This window comes from Allobosea lupini, from assembly GCF_900109525.1.
Taxonomy (GTDB): Bacteria; Pseudomonadota; Alphaproteobacteria; order Rhizobiales; family Beijerinckiaceae; genus Allobosea; species Allobosea lupini.
This window is the reverse complement of record NZ_FOAN01000005.1, coordinates 500,604-518,757: the sequence shown is the minus strand read 5'-3', so window position 1 is coordinate 518,757 and position 18,154 is coordinate 500,604. Positions and strand designations below refer to the sequence as shown.

The 18,154-nt window shown below is 66.0% G+C and carries 19 protein-coding genes and 1 pseudogene; 11 read left to right on the top strand and 9 right to left on the bottom strand.

Annotation, left to right across the window (positions count from 1 at the left end; genetic code table 11):
• Together BMZ21_RS17810 and BMZ21_RS17805 are read right to left on the bottom strand one after the other, a co-directional pair.
• Nucleotides 1–264 (bottom strand): annotated as a pseudogene (locus BMZ21_RS17810) (IS110 family transposase); the annotation flags it as partial.
• A gap of 233 nt (nucleotides 265–497) precedes the next feature.
• Entirely contained in the window at nucleotides 498–1,406 is a 909-nt protein-coding gene (locus BMZ21_RS17805) for a LysR family transcriptional regulator (protein ID WP_091837065.1), read from the bottom strand.
• 137 nt (nucleotides 1,407–1,543) lie between these two features.
• Between BMZ21_RS17805 and BMZ21_RS17800 the strand changes: the two genes are divergently transcribed.
• Genes BMZ21_RS17800 through hydA form a run of 7 tightly spaced genes read left to right on the top strand, consistent with a single transcriptional unit; the run spans nucleotide 1,544 to nucleotide 7,663 of the window.
• Nucleotides 1,544–2,374 carry a transporter substrate-binding domain-containing protein gene (locus BMZ21_RS17800; RefSeq protein ID WP_091837063.1) on the top strand — a complete coding sequence of 277 codons (831 nt, stop codon included), beginning with the start codon at nucleotides 1,544–1,546 and terminating at the stop codon, nucleotides 2,372–2,374.
• A 38-nt stretch (nucleotides 2,375–2,412) separates the two neighbouring features.
• Entirely contained in the window at nucleotides 2,413–3,156 is a 744-nt protein-coding gene (locus BMZ21_RS17795; protein WP_091837060.1) for an amino acid ABC transporter ATP-binding protein, read from the top strand.
• A gap of 4 nt (nucleotides 3,157–3,160) precedes the next feature.
• The gene (locus tag BMZ21_RS17790; protein ID WP_091837058.1) at nucleotides 3,161–3,835 is read left to right on the top strand and encodes an amino acid ABC transporter permease; all 675 of its coding nucleotides are present in this window, start codon (nucleotides 3,161–3,163) and stop codon (nucleotides 3,833–3,835) included.
• Nucleotides 3,835–4,500, top strand: coding sequence for an amino acid ABC transporter permease (locus BMZ21_RS17785; RefSeq protein WP_091837055.1), 666 nt, complete (start codon nucleotides 3,835–3,837; stop codon nucleotides 4,498–4,500). The genes BMZ21_RS17790 and BMZ21_RS17785 overlap by 1 nt, the downstream gene beginning before the upstream one ends.
• A 25-nt stretch (nucleotides 4,501–4,525) precedes the next feature.
• Nucleotides 4,526–5,458 carry an N-carbamoyl-D-amino-acid hydrolase gene (locus tag BMZ21_RS17780; RefSeq protein ID WP_091837053.1) on the top strand — a complete coding sequence of 311 codons (933 nt, stop codon included), beginning with the start codon at nucleotides 4,526–4,528 and terminating at the stop codon, nucleotides 5,456–5,458.
• 59 nt (nucleotides 5,459–5,517) lie between these two features.
• The gene (locus tag BMZ21_RS17775) at nucleotides 5,518–6,168 is read left to right on the top strand and encodes an aspartate/glutamate racemase family protein (protein ID WP_091837050.1); all 651 of its coding nucleotides are present in this window, start codon (nucleotides 5,518–5,520) and stop codon (nucleotides 6,166–6,168) included.
• A gap of 16 nt (nucleotides 6,169–6,184) precedes the next feature.
• A complete protein-coding gene (gene hydA, locus BMZ21_RS17770; protein WP_091837047.1) occupies nucleotides 6,185–7,663 on the top strand; it encodes a dihydropyrimidinase in 1,479 nt (492 codons plus the stop codon).
• A gap of 264 nt (nucleotides 7,664–7,927) precedes the next feature.
• Here the strand turns inward: hydA and BMZ21_RS17765 are convergent, their stop codons facing one another.
• The 6 genes from BMZ21_RS17765 to BMZ21_RS17740 form a co-directional block, all read right to left on the bottom strand.
• Complete coding sequence (locus tag BMZ21_RS17765; protein WP_091837045.1) at nucleotides 7,928–8,350, bottom strand: glycosyltransferase; 423 nt, start codon at nucleotides 8,348–8,350, stop codon at nucleotides 7,928–7,930.
• Between the two features lie 433 nt (nucleotides 8,351–8,783).
• Nucleotides 8,784–9,119 carry a hypothetical protein gene (locus BMZ21_RS17760; protein ID WP_091837043.1) on the bottom strand — a complete coding sequence of 112 codons (336 nt, stop codon included), beginning with the start codon at nucleotides 9,117–9,119 and terminating at the stop codon, nucleotides 8,784–8,786.
• Nucleotides 9,119–10,003, bottom strand: a complete 885-nt coding sequence (locus BMZ21_RS17755) for a DUF6772 family protein (protein ID WP_244543890.1) — start codon at nucleotides 10,001–10,003, stop codon at nucleotides 9,119–9,121. Before BMZ21_RS17755 ends, BMZ21_RS17760 begins: the two co-directional genes overlap by 1 nt.
• Nucleotides 10,004–10,008: 5 nt before the next feature.
• Entirely contained in the window at nucleotides 10,009–10,836 is an 828-nt protein-coding gene (locus BMZ21_RS17750) for a carbohydrate ABC transporter permease (protein WP_244543889.1), read from the bottom strand.
• Nucleotides 10,829–11,701: a carbohydrate ABC transporter permease gene (locus BMZ21_RS17745; protein ID WP_091837040.1), complete on the bottom strand. Its 873-nt coding sequence runs from the start codon at nucleotides 11,699–11,701 to the stop codon at nucleotides 10,829–10,831. The genes BMZ21_RS17750 and BMZ21_RS17745 overlap by 8 nt, the downstream gene beginning before the upstream one ends.
• 154 nt (nucleotides 11,702–11,855) lie before the next feature.
• Nucleotides 11,856–12,980 carry a mandelate racemase/muconate lactonizing enzyme family protein gene (locus tag BMZ21_RS17740; protein ID WP_091837038.1) on the bottom strand — a complete coding sequence of 375 codons (1,125 nt, stop codon included), beginning with the start codon at nucleotides 12,978–12,980 and terminating at the stop codon, nucleotides 11,856–11,858.
• Between the two features lie 96 nt (nucleotides 12,981–13,076).
• On the opposite strand from BMZ21_RS17740, the gene BMZ21_RS17735 reads away from it, so the two are divergent.
• From BMZ21_RS17735 to BMZ21_RS17720, 4 genes are read left to right on the top strand one after another with little or no spacing between them, the layout of a single operon-like run.
• Nucleotides 13,077–13,868, top strand: a complete 792-nt coding sequence (locus tag BMZ21_RS17735) for a FadR/GntR family transcriptional regulator (RefSeq protein WP_091837036.1) — start codon at nucleotides 13,077–13,079, stop codon at nucleotides 13,866–13,868.
• A complete protein-coding gene (locus tag BMZ21_RS17730; protein WP_091837033.1) occupies nucleotides 13,840–15,141 on the top strand; it encodes an ABC transporter substrate-binding protein in 1,302 nt (433 codons plus the stop codon). The genes BMZ21_RS17735 and BMZ21_RS17730 overlap by 29 nt, the downstream gene beginning before the upstream one ends.
• A gap of 32 nt (nucleotides 15,142–15,173) precedes the next feature.
• Nucleotides 15,174–16,463: an ABC transporter substrate-binding protein gene (locus tag BMZ21_RS17725; RefSeq protein ID WP_091837031.1), complete on the top strand. Its 1,290-nt coding sequence runs from the start codon at nucleotides 15,174–15,176 to the stop codon at nucleotides 16,461–16,463.
• Nucleotides 16,463–17,215, top strand: coding sequence for an SDR family NAD(P)-dependent oxidoreductase (locus tag BMZ21_RS17720; protein WP_091837029.1), 753 nt, complete (start codon nucleotides 16,463–16,465; stop codon nucleotides 17,213–17,215). Before BMZ21_RS17725 ends, BMZ21_RS17720 begins: the two co-directional genes overlap by 1 nt.
• A 271-nt stretch (nucleotides 17,216–17,486) precedes the next feature.
• On the opposite strand, the gene BMZ21_RS17715 is transcribed toward BMZ21_RS17720, so the two are convergent.
• Nucleotides 17,487–18,092 carry an amino acid synthesis family protein gene (locus BMZ21_RS17715; RefSeq protein ID WP_091837027.1) on the bottom strand — a complete coding sequence of 202 codons (606 nt, stop codon included), beginning with the start codon at nucleotides 18,090–18,092 and terminating at the stop codon, nucleotides 17,487–17,489.
• Between the last annotated feature and the right edge of the window lie 62 nt (nucleotides 18,093–18,154).

Sequence of the window (18,154 nt, the reverse complement as noted above, 5' to 3'; positions counted from 1 at the left end):
GGTCTTGCCCCGCTTCACGTATGGCTTGACGTAAGCCGGCGGCATCAATCGCACAGTATGCCCCAGAGCGGTCAGTTCGCGCGCCCAATGATGGCTCGTGCCGCAGGCCTCCATGCCGACCAGGCAGGGAGCAAGCTTGCGGAAGAAGGGCATGACCTGAGCTCGCCTCAGCGCTCGTCGGGCGAGGACCTCTCCTGTTCCGTTGATGGCGTGCACCTGGAAGACATTCTTGGCCAGGTCGATGCCGACAGTCGTGATCTCCATCGTGGTCGCTCCAAGCTCGTGCTGCGTGACAGCACCACTGTGGCGCTGCAGCGCCGGGAGCGGGAGCCATCCACCCCATCTGCTTTCGTAGGGTGCGCCAAGTTCTGCTCTTGGCGCTTCGCACTCTGCCGGCGCCGCATCAGAAGCGGACGCCTGGGGCTGGCGACCGAGAGCGTGGGCCGTCCGGAGCCGACGCTTCTTGCGGGCCAGCCAAGCACTGCGCTCCTGTAACTTCAGCGATCTTCGCCGGTCTCCAGGAAGGCGGGGCGAACCGCCTTCTTCAGCTCGTCGATGAAGGCTCGGATGAGCCGTTTGGGGGCGCGCGCCTTCTGATAGAGCGCGTAGGCCTCGACTGAGACGCGCGGGCTAAGGGGCCGCACTTCCAGCCGGTAGCGGCTGCCGCTGATCGCGGTAAAGGAATCGACCAGCGCCACGCCGAGGCCGGCCTCGGCCAGCAGGCAGGCCGTGTTGCTGTAGCGCACCTCGATCGGGCAGGCCGGGCGCGCACCGGCGAAGAAGTCCCGCTGCAGCAGCAGCCCGAGCCGTGCGCCCGGCTCGAAGCCGATCATCCGGTGGCCGGAGAGCATGGCAGGAGAAATCTCGCTTTTGGCGGTCAGCGGATGGTCCCGCGTCATGGCGCAGACCATCTGCCCGGCACCGATCAGTTCCGCCTCCAATCCCGGCCTCGCATAGGGCTCCAGCGAGACGCCGAGATCGGCTGCGCCGCTCTCCAGCCCTTCGATGACGCCATCGGTACGGCGCACGTCGAAATCGACATGCAGCTCCGGCCGGCTGCTGGCGAAGCGCGCCAGGGCGCGGGGCACCAGTGCATTGGCGATCGGGGGCGTCGCGAGAAGCCGTAGCGAGCCGCTGCGCGTGTCGCGCAGCGCGGTGACCTTGCGCGAGAAGGACTGGACCATCGAGAAGATGGGATCGCTGTCGCGATACATCTCGAGCGCTTCCGGCGTCGGGATCAGCCGGTTGCCCTGCCGCTGGAACAGCTGGAAGCCGAGTTGCCGTTCCATCTGCTTGACCGCGGTGCTCACCGCCGGCTGCGACAAGGCCAGCCCCTGCGCCGCCGCCACTGTCGTTTGGCAGCGAATGACCTCCCGAAAGATCTCGAGTTGCCGCAAATTCAGCACGTCGGCCGGCTCCTCTGGACAGATCGCGGGCAGTATAAATTTGATTGATAGTAGGGCTAGTGATTTTTCTAGATCTGATATTGTGGCGGCTTTCCGGCCCTGACTATCCTGCGGTTTCCCGTTCCCAGGAGCGCGCCATGTTCGCCAGAATCGCCACCATCGGCTTGACCTTGTTGCTCGCCCCCGCCGCGATGGCGCAGACGACGTTGAAGACCGCCGTCGATGGCACGTTCGCGCCTCACGCCATGCCCAAGCTCTCCGGCGGCATCGAGGGCTTCAACGTCGATCTGGCCGAGGCCGTCGGCAAGCAGCTCGGCAAGACGGTGACAGTCGATGCCGCTCAGTTTTCCGGGCTGATCCCGGCCCTGCAGGCCGGCACCTACGACTTCATCGTCGCGCCGGTGACGGTTAGCAAGGAGCGCGCCGAGAGCCTGCTCTTCACCGAAGGCTATCTCAACACCGACTTCCAGTTCCTGACGAAGAAAGGCGCGCCGCCGATCACCGCCCTCGAAGAACTCAAGGGCAAGGTCATCTCGGTCAACAAGGGCTCCGCCTATGACAGCTGGGCGCGCGGCCTCGAAGAGAAGATCGGCTGGAAGGTCGAATCCTTCGGCACGCAGACCGACGCCGTCCAGGCCGTCATCTCCGGCCGGGCCTACGCCAATGTCGCCGGCAACACGGTCGTGCAGTGGGCGGCCAGGAGCAATCCGCAGATCCAGCTCTCCTACACCTATTCGACCGGGCTGGTCTGGGCCGTCGCACTGCGCAAGGATTCCGGGCCGCTGCGCAGCGAGCTCGACCAGGCCATCGAGTGCCTGAAGACCAACGGCACCATTGCCGCTCTCCATGAGAAATGGTTCGGCACCAAGCCGGCGGCCGACTCCGCCGCCGTCACTCCGTTCCCGGGTTATGGCGTGCCCGACATGCCGGGCTACGATGTCGCGGCGCATACCCCCACTTGCAAGTGAGCGAGGCGATTGCGTCGGCTCGCGGACAGGCTGGAACCATGCGTCCGGCCCACCCGCTGCTGGACATCCGCGGCCTGCGCAAGAGCTATGGCGCGGCCGAGGTTCTCAAGGGCATCGACCTCGCCGTCTCGCCCGGCGAACTCGTCTTCCTCATCGGCCCTTCCGGCTCCGGCAAGAGCACGCTGCTGCGGTGCTGCAACCGGCTGGAAGAGGCCAGCGGCGGCTCGATCTGGTTCGACGGGCAGGAGGTGCTGGCCGACAGGATCGACATCAACGCGCTGCGCCGGCGTATGGGCATGGTCTTTCAGTCCTTCAACCTCTACCCGCACATGAGCGCGCTGGGGAACGTCACGCTGGCGCTGCGCAAGGTTCTGAAGAAGCCGCGCGCCGAGGCCGAGCGCATCGGCATGGCCGCGCTGGAGCGCGTCGGCCTCGCACATAAGGCCGCTTCCTATCCGGGGGAACTCTCCGGCGGCCAGCAGCAGCGCGTCGCCATTGCCCGCGCCTTGGCGCTGGAGCCCGGCCTGATGCTGTTCGACGAGCCGACCTCGGCGCTCGACCCCGAACTCGTCGGCTCGGTGCTGCAGGCAATGCGCGACATGCGTGCCGCCGGGATGACGATGCTGGTCGTCAGCCACGAGATGCGTTTCGCCCGCGAGGCGGCCGACCGCGTCGTCTTCATGGATGGTGGCGTCATCGTCGAGCAGGGCCCGCCCGAGCAGATCTTCGGTTCGCCACGCCACGAGCGCACCCGCACCTTCGTCTCCGAGGTCGCCCGGTAGCGCCATGGATCGCTTCCTCGACAGCTTCCTGAACGCCAAGCTGAGCGCCGCCACCTGGCCGGCGATCCTGAGCGGGCTCATCGTGACGATCGAGATCGCGGCGCTCGTCGTCGGGACGGGCCTGCTCTTGGGCCTGGCACTCGCGCTGGTGCGCTGGCGGGCCGGCCGCTGGTTTGCCTGGCCGCTGATGCTCTTCGTGGATCTCTTCCGCGCGGTGCCCCCGCTCGTGCTCGTGCTGCTGGTCTTCTTCGGCCTGCCCAATATCGGCATCGAACTGCCAAGCTTCGCGGTGCTCTGGCTCGTGCTTTCGTTGGTGCTCGCCGCCTTCGCCGAGGAAATCGTCTGGGCAGGGCTGATCGCAGTGAAACGCGGCCAGCGCGAGGCTGCCCGCTCGACCGGGCTCACCGAGACCCAGACGCTTCTTTACGTCGTCCTGCCGCAGGCGCTGCGCCTCGCCGTGGCGCCGTTGACCAACCGCACCATCGCCATCACCAAGAACACCGCACTGGGAACGGTGATCGGCGTGCCGGAGATCATCAACCAGGCAACGACCGCGGTCTCCTTCTCGGGCAATGCCACGCCGCTGCTGATGGGCGCCTTCGCCTATCTCCTGCTCTTCATCCCGGTCATCGGCCTCGGTCGGCTGATCGAGAGCCGCTTTGCCTGGAGGCGCCAGTAATGGACGTGCTCCTCCAGCAGTTCTTCAATCTCGACATTATGGCCAAGGCCCTGCCGCTGGTGCTGCAGGGCTTGAAGACCACTCTGCTCATCTGCCTGATCGTCATCCCGATGGGCCTCATTGGCGGCGTGCTGGTGGCGTTGGCCAGCCGATCCACGGTTCGCGCCCTGCGGGTTTCGGTGACGCTGCTCGTCGACCTGATGCGCGCCTTACCCCCGCTGGTGGTGTTGATCCTCGTCTATTCGGGGCTGCCTTTTCTCGGCTTGCGCATCTCGCCGCTCACGGCGGTGGTGATCGCCTTCTTCCTCAACAACGCCGCCTATTACGGCGAAATCATCCGTGCGGGCATCGAGAGCGTCCCCGCCGGGCAGTGGGAAGCGGCGCGCTCCACGGGGCTGAGGGCGGATCAGACGTTCACCTGGGTTATCCTGCCGCAGGGCCTGCGCAACGTGCTGCCGGACCTCGTCTCGAACACGGTCGAGGTGGTGAAGCTCACCTCTCTCGCCAGCGTCGTCTCGCTGCAGGAGATGCTCTACTCGGCCGACATGGCCCGTTCTCTCACCTTCAACGCCTCGCCGATCGTGCTGGCCGCGCTGATCTATTTCGCGCTGCTTTGGCCGGCGGTGAGGCTCGTCAGCCGCCTCGAACACGCCGCCGCCCGCTGAGCGGCCATCATCGAAAGGACGCGCCATGCGCATGCTCACCGTCGCCGCTGCCCAGATGGGCCCGATCCAGAAGGCCGACAGCCGCGCGGCCGTGATCGCCCGCATGATCGCGCTGCTCGACGAAGCCAAGGGGAAGGGTGCCGATCTGGTCGTCTATCCCGAGCTGGCGCTGACGACCTTCTTTCCGCGCTGGTATCACGAGGACCGTGGCGAGGCCGACATCTGGTTCGAGGATGCGATGCCCGGCCCGGCGACGCAGGTCCTGTTCGACCGGGCGCGCGAGCACGGCATCGCAATGTCCTTTGGCTACGCCGAAAAGACATCGGACGGGCATCACTTCAACACGAGCGTTCTCGTCGACAAGACCGGCGTCATCGTCGGCAAGTACCGCAAGATCCATCTGCCCGGCCACGCCGAATACGATCCCGAGCGCACGCATCAGCATCTCGAAAAGCGCTATTTCGAGCCGGGTGATCTGGGCTTCCCGGTCTGGCGCACGCTGGGTGGCGTGCTCGGCATGGCGATCTGCAACGACCGGCGCTGGCCGGAAACCTACCGCGTGATGGGCCTGCAGGGCGTCGAGATGGTGCTGATCGGCTACAACACCCCCTCGGTGAATTCGCAACGCGGCGCAGAGGGCCCTGAAAAGCGCCTCTTCCACAACCGCCTCAGCGTCCAGGCCGGCGCCTATCAGAACGCCACCTGGGTCGTGGCGGTGGCCAAGGCCGGCGACGAGGACGGGCACCATATGATCGGCGGCTCGCTGATCGTCGACCCTAACGGCGAGATCGTCGCCGAAGCCAAGACGGAAGGCGACGAATTGCTGGTGCATGCCTGCAATCTCGATGAGACGGCCTTCGGCAAATCGACCATCTTCGATTTCGCCCGCCATCGCCGCATCGAGCATTATGGGATCATCACCAGCCAGACCGGCGCAGTGCCGCCGCCTGAGGCGTAAGCGCTGCCACCGACCAGACGCCCGGCCGCAAGGGGCGCAGCCTTTCGGGGAGACAGACCATGAGCCGCATCCTCGTCATCAATCCGAACTCGAACGAAACCGTCACCGAAGGGCTGCGCCAGGCGCTGGCGGTCTTCGCCCGCCCGGGCAGCCCCGAAATCTTTTGCGAGACGCTGGCCGAAGGTCCCTTCGGCATCGAAACGCAGGAGCATGTCGAGGCCGTGGCCATGCCGCTGCGCCGGCGCATCGAGGCGGCCGAGGCCGATGCCTTCGTCATCGCCTGCTATTCCGATCCGGGCCTGCATGTCTGCCGCGAGGGAACGGCAAAGCCGGTCTTCGGCATCGCCGAATGCGGCGTGCTGACGGCGCTGGCGAGGGGCGATCGTTTCGGGGTCATCGCCATCAAGTCGCGCTCCATCCCGCGTCATATCCGCTATCTGCGCCAGATGGGGCTGATGGAGCGGCTGGCGGGCGAGCGCGCACTGGAGATGTCGGTCGCCGAAAGCGCCTCGGGCGAAGGCACGCTCGCCCGCATGATCGAGAAGGGCCGGGAGTTGCGCGATCTGGACGGAGCAGGGGTGGTCGTGATGGGCTGCGCCGGCATGGCCCGCCACCGAGCCCCGCTCGAACGGGCGCTGGGCGTGCCGGTGATCGACCCGACACAGGCCGCCGTCGCCATGGCGCTCGGCACCGTGCTGGTCGGCGCCTGAGACGAGGATCAACGCAATGACGACCCCTTACGACCTCATCATCCGTGGCGGCACCATCGGCAGCGCGACCGGCAGCTTCCGCGCCGACCTCGCGGTCAAGGACGGCAAGGTCGCCGCCCTCGGGCTGGGGCTCGGCCGGGCCACGCACGAGATCGACGCGACCGGCAAGCTCGTCCTGCCCGGCGGCGTCGACACCCACGCCCATGTCGAGCAGGTCTCGGCCGGCGGCCTGCTCAACGCAGACAGCTTCGAAAGCGCTACCGCCTCTGCCGCGTTCGGCGGCACCACCACGCTGATCTCCTTCGCCGCCCAGCATCGCGGGCTCGATCTGCGCAAGGTTGTCGACGACTATGCGGCGCTCGCCCGGCGTGGCGCGATGATCGACTACGCCTTCCACCTGATCGTCGCCAATCCCGATCGCAAGACGCTGGAGGCCGACCTGCCGGCGCTGATCGCGGAGGGGCACGCCTCGATCAAGGTCTTCATGACCTACGACCTGATCAAGGTGGACGATGAACCTTTGCTCGACCTGCTGCTGACGGCGCGCGAGAACGGCGCGCTCGTCTGCGTCCATGCCGAGAACCACGGCATGATCGCCTGGATGGCGCGCCGCCTCGTCGAGAAGGGCTATGTCGCGCCGAAATATCACGGCGTCAGCCATCCGCGCGTGTCGGAAGCGGAGGCCTTCAACCGCTTGATCGCGGCCTCCGAACTGCTCGACCAGCCGGTGATGATCTTCCACGTCTCGACCCGCGAGGGCGTCGAGGCCGTCCGTGCGGCGCGGGGGCGGGGCCTGAAGATCTTTGCCGAGACCTGCCCGCAATATCTCTTCCTGACGAAGGACGACCTCGACAAACCCGGCCTCGAAGGCGCGAAATGGATGTGCTCGCCGCCGCCGCGCGAGACCGACGATCAGGAGGCGCTGTGGCAGGGGTTGGCTCTCGGCGATCTTCAGACCATTTCGTCCGACCATGCGCCCTATCGCTTCGACGAGACCGGCAAGCTCTCGGCCGGTCCCAATCCGAACTTCAAGCAGATCGCCAACGGCTTGCCGGGGCTGGAGACGAGGCTGCCGCTGCTCTTCGACGCCATGGTGTCGAAGGAGCGGCCCGAATTCGCGGGGCGGGGGCTGGATGCCTTCGTTCAGCTGACCGCGACCGCGCCGGCACAGATTTACAACCTGCCGGGCAAGGGCGCGCTCCTGCCGGGCTATGACGCCGACATCGCGATCTGGGATCCGCATCGCAAGGTCATAGTCACGGACGCCATGATGCATGACCGGACGGGTTTCACGCCTTTTGCCGGACGTCATTCCATTGGCTGGCCCGAGACCGTGCTCGTCCGCGGGCGGAGCGTCATCGCTGAAGGGGTGGTGAAGGCCACGCCTGGCAGCGGTCGCTGGCTGGCCCGCACCGGCGGCTGGGCAGCCAGACCGACCGGTCGGCTCGTGCCGGAAATGGACCCGGCCCGCAATTTCGGCGCGATGCTGCTTTGACCGACTGTGCCCGTGCTCACTCCGGGAGCTCAGATGCCTTTGACGGACGGGAGGGGGCACGGAGGCCGCGCGAAGCTCAGCGCATGGTCTGCGCGCCACAGCAGTAACCGGGCGCCGCCCTCTCGGCAGCAGCCGCTGGGCCTCGTCATATTCGACGCTGGGAGAGGAAGCTTGGCGTGCGGTCGCCAACCGAGCCTCACCGACATGTCCGCTTCCTGGCAGGCCTTGAACGGCAGTTCCTGGCGCCCAGCAAAGGCGTCCGGTTCAGCTGAATAGTCGGTCAGTTCTCAGCATATGCGCGGCCATTGTGACGAAGCTGGCGATGTCGTCTGCTCCATTGCGCCGATCAAGTCGCTGGCAGCGCAGTCTGATCCCGTTTCGAACGCGATCGTCGAGCATCGTTTCCACCACCTCGCCGATCCGATAGCGATCGTGGTCCCTGCGCAGCAGCAGCGCCAGCCCCAAGACCTCCGCGTATTTGGCCCGGACCAGCTGCAGGTCCATTTCTTCCGCCTCGTTTGGCACGAAGATCGTCGGTATTGCGCCCAGCAGGTTCTCGTGGAACGCGTTGTAGCCGGCCGCCGAGACGCAGATGTCGAAGGCGTTGCTGTAGCGGAAGGCTGGAAAGAGATCGATCGTCTGCCGGCGCGGCTGATCGCCCGGGTCCTTGGCGCGTTTGAGTCGCATCTGACTGCGCCTTGTGCGGGAATCGATACCGATCGTGCAGCCCGGAGCATTCTCCGCAAGGGAAGGGTGCGTTTTTTACGATCGCATCGCACGTGGTGAGCTTCGGCACTTTCCCCCAATGGATGGCTGGCTCGACCTTTGCTGCCGGTGTCGCGGATGCTGGTCTTGTACGAGGCGCATCGGTTCTTTTGCCTAGCGAGCGCCTGTCTTTGCATTAGGGCCGGAAATCTCTGATGCGATTGTCGAGCAGGATCAGGACGATCCGTTCCGACGGAACGATACCTCAGATGTCCGCAATCTCCGCCGCGAAAGAGCTCTGGAGCGAGAAGCGGCGTGCCTGGTCGGTTTCGAGCGGGCCATCGTCTCGCTCTGGAGGCCCGCTTTCGGGCGAAGTGCCCGAGCCATGTTCTAGCACATTCTGCATTCCGCCCTGTCAGGCTTTGAGATGAAGTGTCACCAGCAAGGTGATCTCGGCGCCATCCGGCAGCGTCGCGGCCACGCGCACAAAATTGCCGAAATGGGCAAGGCGCTGGAAGGTCACCGCGTCCTTGCTCGCAGGCAGAGCGAATTCCGAACCCTCATGGCACCAATGCATGCCGTCTGCGGAGATTTCGACCCTCGCCTTTGGCAAAGGCCCCTTCGGCTGCTTCAGCGCGCGCACAAAGACGATCGCCTCCTTCGCCCAGCCGGCCTCGTATGGTTCGGTCGCAGCTTCGCCGATCCAGCTCTCGTTGCGGGCGACGACGGCGGTCAGGTTCTCGGGCAGCATCAGAACTCTCCCGACAGGCAGACGGAATCGAGATAGGCGAAAGCGCGCTTGTCGGTGTCGGTCTCGGCAAAGAAGGCGAGATTGAGCATGCACCACAGGTTCTTCATCGCCGGGATGCGGATGCAGTCGAAGCCGTCCATGGCAAAGACGCGGTCGTTGACCTGGAAACGTGTCGCCTGCATCGCGCCGAGGTCGAAGTCGAAGCGCAGATAGTGCCAGTTCACCTTGGTCGGGATCTCGTTGTAGCAGAGCCGCTGCTCGCCGCCGGGCAAGTCTTCCCAGTCATCGGGCGCGAGGTGGTAGTGCGTGATCGTCTTGCCGGCATGGCCGATCGGCTTGATCGGCGTCGTCCGGCGCTTGAACTGCCATTTCTGCAGGTGCTGGCCATCCTCCGCGTTGAGGAAGCGCAAATGCGGCATGACGCGATCGCCCGGCCCTGATGTGTCGCCGATCTGGAGATCGTAGAGGAAGCCGAAGGAGCGGATGTCGGTCTCCGAGAGCTGCAGATCCGTCGCCTCGGGCTTGAAGGTGAAATAGGCTTCGAGACGGATCGGCCCCGGCTTTCGGAAGGTCAGGCGCTTGATCGCGACGTTCTGCGCGCCCTTCTTCGGCCGTGTCGCGATCTTCAGCGCATAGGAGCCGTCGACGCCGCCATGCGAGCCGAAATCCCAGTTCGGCAGGGTCGAGAGCATGGCGTGGCTGTGCTGGGCATAGCCCGGCAGCATCGCATCCAGCGTCTCCTCGTAGTTGCCGACGAGCTGCGTCCAGCCGCACATGCCGCGGTCGAAATCGTCGAGGCAGATGATGCGCGGCAGCGGATCGAAGCGGCTGAGCTGCGGGTCGGCCTCGCGGATGGCGCGGCGCAGGGCGTCGATGTCGGTCATGGCGATTACCCTTTCACCGCGCCGGCGGTCAGGCCCGCGACGAGATGCTTCTGCATGAGGATGACGAAGGCGAGCACCGGCACGAGCTGCACGGTCGAGGCGGCGAAGAGCACGCCCCATTCGACGCCTTCGACGGCGCCGATCATCTCGGAGATCACCAGCGGCGCGGTCTTGGCCTTGGTCGTGGTGAAGATGAAGGCGAAGAGGAACTCGTTCCAGGCGTAGACGATGACGAAGACCGAGACCGCCAGCATGCCCTGCGCCGCCATCGGCAGGATCACGCGGGCGATGATCTGCATTTGCGAGGCGCCGTCCATCATCGCGGCCTCATCGAGCTCACGCGGGATCTGGTCGATGAAGGTGCGCATCACCACCGTGCCGAGCGAGACGAAGAAGGTGGCGTAGAGCACGATCAGCACGAAATGCGTGTCATTGAGTCCGAGCCAGTTCACCACCGGAAACAGCGGCAGGGTGATCACGATCGGCGGGATCAGCCGGATGAAGATCAGGAAGAAAGCCGAGGCCTGCAGGCCCTTCGAGGCGAAGCGCGAATAGGCGAAGCCGGCGAGCAGGGAGACGCCGACGGCGAGCACGGTTGCGCCAACCGTGACGAGGAAGCTGTTCCACAAACCGAAGAAGAAGTCGCCCCAGCGGCTCCACAGCGCCTGGTAGTTGGCCAAGGTCGGCGCAAAGGCGAAGGTGCTGCCGGTCGAGAAGATGTCGCGGTCAGCCTTGAAGGACGACAGTGCGATCAGGCCGATCGGCACCAGCGACCAGGCGACGATCGCAAGCACGCCGACGAGCTTGAGGAGATGGCGCAGGAGCTTAGGCACGCGCGAACATCTCCCTGTAGAGCCGGCGCAGATAGAACAGCGCGAGCAGGAGGGAGGCGAGCACCAGCAGCCAGCCGGTTGCCGCGGCCGGGCCGAACGCGTTGTAGCGGAAGGCTTCCAGATAGAGATAGACCGCCATTACCTCGGTCGAGCGAGCCGGGCCGCCGCCGGTCATCAGCCAGACCTCGGAGAACAGGCGGAAGGCGAAAATGTAGCGGAACAGGGCGGCGATCAGCAGCGCCGGCATCAGCAGCGGCAGCGTCACCCGGCGGAACGAGGTCCAGGGCGAGGCGCCGTCGATCGCGGCGGCCTCGTAGAGATCGCCGGGGATGGAGAGCCGGGCGGCATAGAGGATAACGAAGCTGAAGGGCAGATGAAGCCAGATCGAGAGGAGGCTGACCATGGCGAGGCCGTGGCTCGGGTTCACGGCCCATTCGATCGGCGGCAAGCCGAGCGACATCAGAAGCCGGCTCATCATCCCGACATCCGGCTCGAACAGGAAGCGCCACATCACCACCGCCGAGACCTCGCTGACTGCATACGGCGCGAGCACGATCGCAAGCAGCAGCGGCCGGAACGGCACCCCCGAGGCGAAGAACAGCGCCATGCCGAGGCCAAGCAGGAGCTCGACATGCACCACAACGGCGACGACGATCACCGTGTTGAGCAGCGCCTTCCAGAAATAGGCGTCGCCCAGCACCTTCGCGTAGTTGGCGAAGCCGACGAAGCTCGCCGCCTGGCCGAAGGAGGATTGGTTGAGGCTGAGCCAGAAGACATAGATAGCCGGCAGGAAAATGATGCCGCCGATCATCAATTGGACCGGCGAGACCAGCACGATGGCGGAGAGGGGCGTCCTCTGACTCATCTATGGTTCCCCACCTTAGTCATCCCGGGCGAAGCGAAGCGCAGACCCGGGATCCACGCCTGAACCGTTCCGGAATGGATCCCGGATCGGCGCGGCTTCGCCGCTTGTCCGAGATGACTCCGGAGGTATTGGAGGCTGAGAACACAGCGCATTGTCAGGCGATCCTGAAGCGCGCGAGCGCGTCGCGGTCGATCTCGATGCCAAGTCCCGGTCCCTGCGGCACGGCAAGCTTGCCCTCGACCAGCTGGGAGCCTTCACCGACGATCGGGTGGGTGAAGGCGTCGCGCAGCGGGTTCTGGTAGACCATGCACTCGAAGGTGCGGAAGGTCTCGGCCGCTGCGGCGAGCTGCAGGCTGGCGGCGACGCAGATCGCGCCCGACCAGCCGACATGCGGGGCATAAGCCGTGTTGAAGGCGGCGGCGAGCTCGCAGATGCGCCAGGTCTCGCTGATCCCGCCCGAGCGCGTCACGTCCGGCTGGATCAGCCCGAGCGAGCGGTCCTGCAACGACATCAGAGCTTCGGTCGCGACGAAATCGCTCTCGCCGGCGGCGAGCCGGATCGGCAGGCGCTGGGCGAGGCGGCGATAGCCCTCGCGATCCTGCGGCGCGATCGGCTCCTCGAAGAAGCCGTAGCCGAAATCGGCCAGCGCCCGCCCGACGATCAGCGCGTCGTCGACGTCATAGGCCCAGTTCGCGTCGACATAGAGGGCGATGTCGTCGCCGGCCAGCTTGCGCACGAGCCTGGCGCGGGCGATCGCGTCGCGCAGCGGATGGCCGAGCTTGACCTTGATCTCGCGGAAACCGGCCTTCAGCACAGCGGCGACCTCGGCCTCGACCGTGGCATCGTCGAGCCAGTTGATCGAGGAGGCATAGGCGGCGACTTCTTTGCGGCCCATGCCGCCGAGCAGCGTGTGGATCGGCTGGCCTGCCTGCTTGCCGGCAATGTCCCACAGCGCGATGTCGACCGCCGCGATCGCCTCGACGATCTGGCCGCCCGGGCGCCCAGACAAGGCGGCGCGCATCGCCTTCCAGAGCAAGCGCCGGTCGGCGGCGTCGCGGCCGAGCAGGCGCGGCACCAGCGCCTCCTCGATGAAGCGGGCGTAGCCTGCGGCGCCGCGGCGGCAGAGACCTTCGCCGAAGCCGATGACGCCATCCTCGGTCTCGACCTCGACCACGACGATCTCGATCGCCGGATAGTCGCCCTGCGACGTGCGTTGGACTTTGGGCAAGGTCGCCCGCAGCGGATGTACGGTGACCTTCGAGATGCGGCTGGCCGGCATGAAGCGGCGTCCTCCCGAGTGTTCAACTTATCTGATAGGTTGAACAGTTGCCAAGTTGAGCGGCATCTGTCAATGATCTCCGCACGGAGGTGATTGATGAGCGATGCCGCTTCATCCCTGCTGGGTGGCGACGACCCATTTGCCGGCGGCGACGTCGTCCCGATGCGGCTTGGCGACGCCGTGATCCAGCGCATCACCCAGGCGATCCAGGACGGCAGGCTAAAGCCCGGTGACGCTTTGCCGTCGGAAGCGCGGATCGCCGCTTCCTTCGGCGTCAGCAAGCCGATCGCCCGCGAGGCCATCCGCCAGCTCGCGGCGATGGGCGTCGTGCACATCCAGCAGGGCAAGCCGACCCGCATTCAGGCGCTCGATGCCGCCCCGCTCGACCGCTTCTATCGTTTCGCCGTGCGCGGCCGGGCCAATGGCCTGACCGAGGCAGTGGAATTGCGCCGCATCCTCGAGCCGCCGATCGCAGCTCATAGTGCCGCGCGGCGCTCGGCTGATAATGTCGAGAAGCTCGATCTGATCCTCGCCCGCATGGAGGATGCACTCGGCCATGTGCCGCGCTGGATCGAGGCTGATCTCGACTTTCACGAGGCGATCGCCGCCTCCTCCGGCAATCGTCTGCTCGATTTCCAGATCAGGGGTCTTCGGCCGGTGATCCGCGAGGTCATGGAGATCTTCAATTCGCGCGAGAAGCGCACCAAGGACGACTGGCGCCGCACCTTCGCGCGGCATGTGCGCGTCGTCGAGGCGATCCGCGTCGGCGATCAGGCCGCGGCTTTCGCCGCCATGAACAAACATTTCGAAGCGGCAGAAGCCGCCATCGCGGAACTCGCGAACCATCGGGAGGACAGGCATGACGACGGAGACAGGGCTGAATCGTAGGCAGTTCGGCGCCGGCATCCTCGGGCTGAGTTTCACGGCGCTAGGCGCCGGAGGCGCACGCGCGCAGCAAGGCGGGCCGTTCAACGTCTTTGCCCATCGCGTCATGCAGACGGTCTCGACCGGCGCACAGGGCGGCGACATCACCAAGGATTGGGCCGCCAAGAACGGCGTCGGCGTCCAGTGGACGACCTTCGACACCGGCCCGTTGCAGGAGCGGCTGTTCCGCGAGGCGAGCCTCGGCGAGACTTCGGTCGATGTCGGCTTCGTCCTCAACACCCAGGTCGTGCCGCGCGCCGCAAATCTGTTCGAAGCGCTCGACGACTATCTCAAGCGCGATCCGCTCGCGGACCCCGCCGACATCTTTCCGGGCTTGATGCAGGGCATGACTGTCGGCGGGAAGCAGCTCGCCGTCCCGTTCCGGCATGCCTCCTCCGGCCTGCACTACAATGAGGAGATTCTGGCCGAGAAGGGCTTCTCCAAACCGCCGGCGACGATCGAGGAGATGATCGAGATCGCCAGGGCCTGCAGCTATCGCCGCTCCGACGGCACCCAGGTCGTCGGCCTTTGCATGCCGGGCGTGACCTATCCCAACGTGATCGACCTCGCCCGCGCCTGGGATGGCGAGTTCATCACGCCCGACTTCAAATGCGCCGCCGACCAGCCGCCGATGCTGAACGCGATCCGGACCTTGCGCGAGCTCTTCCAGGCCAACGCCTTCCCGCGCAATTTCGCGACGCTCTCGCCTGAGGACGTCAATGTCTGGATGCAGCAGGGCCGGGCGGCGATGAGCCTGCAGAGCATGGGCCGCAACCGCATCTACAACGATCCGCAGAAGTCGAAATTCTCTGGCAAGATCAGGACGATCGCCGTTCCAGCCTCCAAGACGCTGGCGGGCAAATACGATGCCGCCCCGGCCAAGGTCGAGTTCTGGGGCATGGTCATCCCGAAGAACGCCAAGCGCAAAGACCTCGCCTGGAGCTTCATCAAGGCAATGGCCTCGAAGGAGGCGACCCTGAAGGCTGCGCTCAATGGCAACGGCCCGGTCCGCGCCTCGACCTATGCCGATCAGAGCTTCGCCGGGACCGTGCCTTACGCGGCCGAAGAACTGAAAGTGCTGAAGGTGGCGCGCGTGCCGCTGCCGGCTTTCGACGAGGCGGCTCGCGCCGGCGACCTGTTCAAGGAGGAGGCGGAGGCCGCGGTGCTCGGCATGAAGACGCCCGAGGAAGCGATGGCCTCGCTGGTCAAGCGCGTGCAGCCGCTGTTGCCGGCTTGATCATAAGGCAGAAAAGGCCCGGAGGAGATGCCATGACCTTTCCGATCTCGCGCCGTCGCTTCGGTGCTCTCGCCGGCGCGGCCGTGGCTGCCGCCGCTTTGCCGAGTCGCACCCTCGCGCAGGCGAAGACGCTCACCGTGCTCGGCCACCGCGTCCACCAGACCGCCGCCACGACCGGGCCGGGCGGCGACGCCACCGAGGCCTTCCGCAAGACGAGCGGGGCGAACCTGAACTGGGTCACCTTCGGCGACGTCAATGCCGTGCATGAGCGCCTGCTGCGCGAGGCCTCGCTGGCCGAGACCTCGATCGACGTCGCCTATCTCGTTAATGGCCGCGCCGTGCCGCGCAATCTCAAGCTGTTCGAGCCGCTCGATACGCTGCTCAAGGATGCGCCGATCGAGGCCTTCGACGATTTCGCGCCCGGCCTGATCGGCCCGCTCAAGGTCGATGGCGCCCTGCACGGCATCCCGGTCCGCCACGCCACCAATGCGCTGATCTACAACGAGGCGCTGCTGGAGGAACGCGGCATCAACAAGCTGCCGACGACCTTCGAGGAACTGGTCGAGGTGGCGCGCAAGCTCACCTTCAAGCGCGAGGACGGCACACAGGTCCACGGCCTCGCCTTCACCGCCGTCTTCGCCTCGAATTTCCTGACTGTCTCGCGCTGCCTCGGCGGCGACTACATGACGGCCGACGGCAAGCTGACCGCGAACGAGCCTCCGATGGTCAAAGCGCTGACCATCCTTGCCGATCTCTACAAGGCTGGCGTGCTGCCGCGGAACTTCGCCACGGTGAACAATGAGGAGATCACCACCTGGATGCAGCAGGGCAGGGCGGCGATGACGATCAACCCGTTTGCGCGGCTCGTCTCCTACAACGACCCGGCCAAGGGCAAATATGGCGGGCGCTTCAAGTCGCTGCTACCGCCGATGGCGGCGGACCTCGCCGGCAAGGTCGCCTTCGCGCCGACGGTCGAGTTCTGGTCGCTGATGATCCCTAAGAACGCCAAGCAGAAGCCGCTCGCCTGGGAACTCATCCGCGCGCTCTCGTCGAAGGCCGGCACCACGGCGATGGCGCTCAACGGCAACGGGCCGACCCGGATCTCGACCTATGCCGACGAGAAGCTCAAGGCGGCGATGCCCTATGCCGCCGACGAGGCCGCGGCGCTGAAGGCCTCGCGCATCCATCTGCCGGCCTTCGACGAGCAGGCCCGCGCCCACGACATCTTCATCGAGGAGACGCAGGCCGCCGTGCTCGGCCGCAAGCCGCCGCAGCAGGCCATGGACGATGCAGTCGCCCGCGTGAAGCCGCTGCTCGGCTGATGGCGGGGCCGCTTTCGGGGCACACCGCGCTCGTCACCGGCGCGGCGCGCGGCATCGGCCTGGCGATCGCGACGCGGCTCGCCGAGGCGGGCGCGCATGCGATCATCCATGACCGGGATGTCGTTGCAGCCGACGCGGCAACGACTGATCTGCGGGCAAAAGGTCTCGCGGCATCGACCTTGATCGCCGATCTCGCGGAGGCCGCCGCCCCATCCGCCATGGCGGCAGAGCTGAAGGCGAACGGAAACGAACCCGACATCTTAGTGCTCTGCGCCTCCGTCGAAACCCTAGAGACATGGGATGCGGTCTCGGAAGCCGCGATGGCTGCGCAAACCGAGATCAACCTTCATGCCACAGTGAGGCTGCTGCAGGCCTTCCTGCCTGGCATGCTGATGCGCGGCTTCGGCCGGATCATCGCGATCGGCAGCGTGCAGGAGGCACGCCCCAATCCGACGCATTTCCATTACGCGGCCACCAAGGCGGCGCAGAGCAACATGATCCTCGATCTGGCGCGGACCCTGCGTGCGCCAGATGTCACCTGCAACATCATCCGGCCCGGCGCGATCCTGACCGATCGCAACCGCGCAGTGCTTGGCCAGCCTGGACGGGAGGAGCAGGTGCTCGCACGCATTCCGCTCGGCAGGCTCGGGCGTGCCGATGACTGTGCGGGTGTCGCCCTGCTGCTTTGCTCACGTGAGGGCAGTTATATCAACGGCGCCGAGATCGCCGTCGATGGTGGAATGCGGCTTTGAGAGAATCGACTTTGGCCGTCGGCATGGCGAAAGGGCCACCGTGAATTTCTGACGCGGCACGTGATGGGCCCTCCTCACTGCCTCTCGCCAATGTCTGCTTCCGGGCATTGTGCCAACGGCAGCTATTGGCCCATCGCCAACTGTTGGAAGGCCCGCTTTCGGGCAGTTGAATAGCCGACAGGGCTCCGCGATAGGCCGATAGGGGCACGGAAGGCGACCAAATGGGGTCCGGTCAGCGTGTCGCTGGCGCGGTGGAGGACGCACGCCCGGCCTATGCGGGCACCGCTTCGCCTGCCGCCTGCTCGCTGTCCATTTCTTTCATGTCCTCGAAACGGTCGGCGATGCGCGGATGGATGCGGCCGCCATCGGACGCGCCGATCGCGACCAGGACCTCGTCTGGCCCCGGTGCGTCGGCGATCTGGAAGGTCGCGGTGATGAAGTGCGAGCGCTTGCCGGTCTCGCTCTTGTGGATCATCGGCAGCGAGATCAGCGCGCCCGGCGCGGTGCGGGTGTTGGTGAAGCTCAGGAAGGCCGTGCCCGAGACCGCCTCGCGGAAGACGTTGCCGAAGCGCAGCGTGTGAATCAGGGCAGAGGCGTGCTCGATCTCGCCGTTAACCCCGACGATCGCCGCCTTGCCATAGGCCTCGACACGCTCTCCCGGCATCGCGGCCACGAGCCGACGCGTCATCTCAAGGCCGAGCGGGCGGGCGATCCGCAGGATTTCCGGCCGCAGATTCTCGACGAAGCCCTGGCCGGCCCAGGGATTCTTCACGACGGCGGCGACCACCACCATGGTGACCGGCCGCGACGCGGTCTTGCCGCCCTCGAGCATGGTCTCTTCCGTGAAGGTCGCGATCTTGCGCAGCCCGATATCCATGCTCGCCTCCGGCGTTTGAAATGTCGTCGCTGGCCAAGCTAGTTGCCGGCGCGCATCTGTCT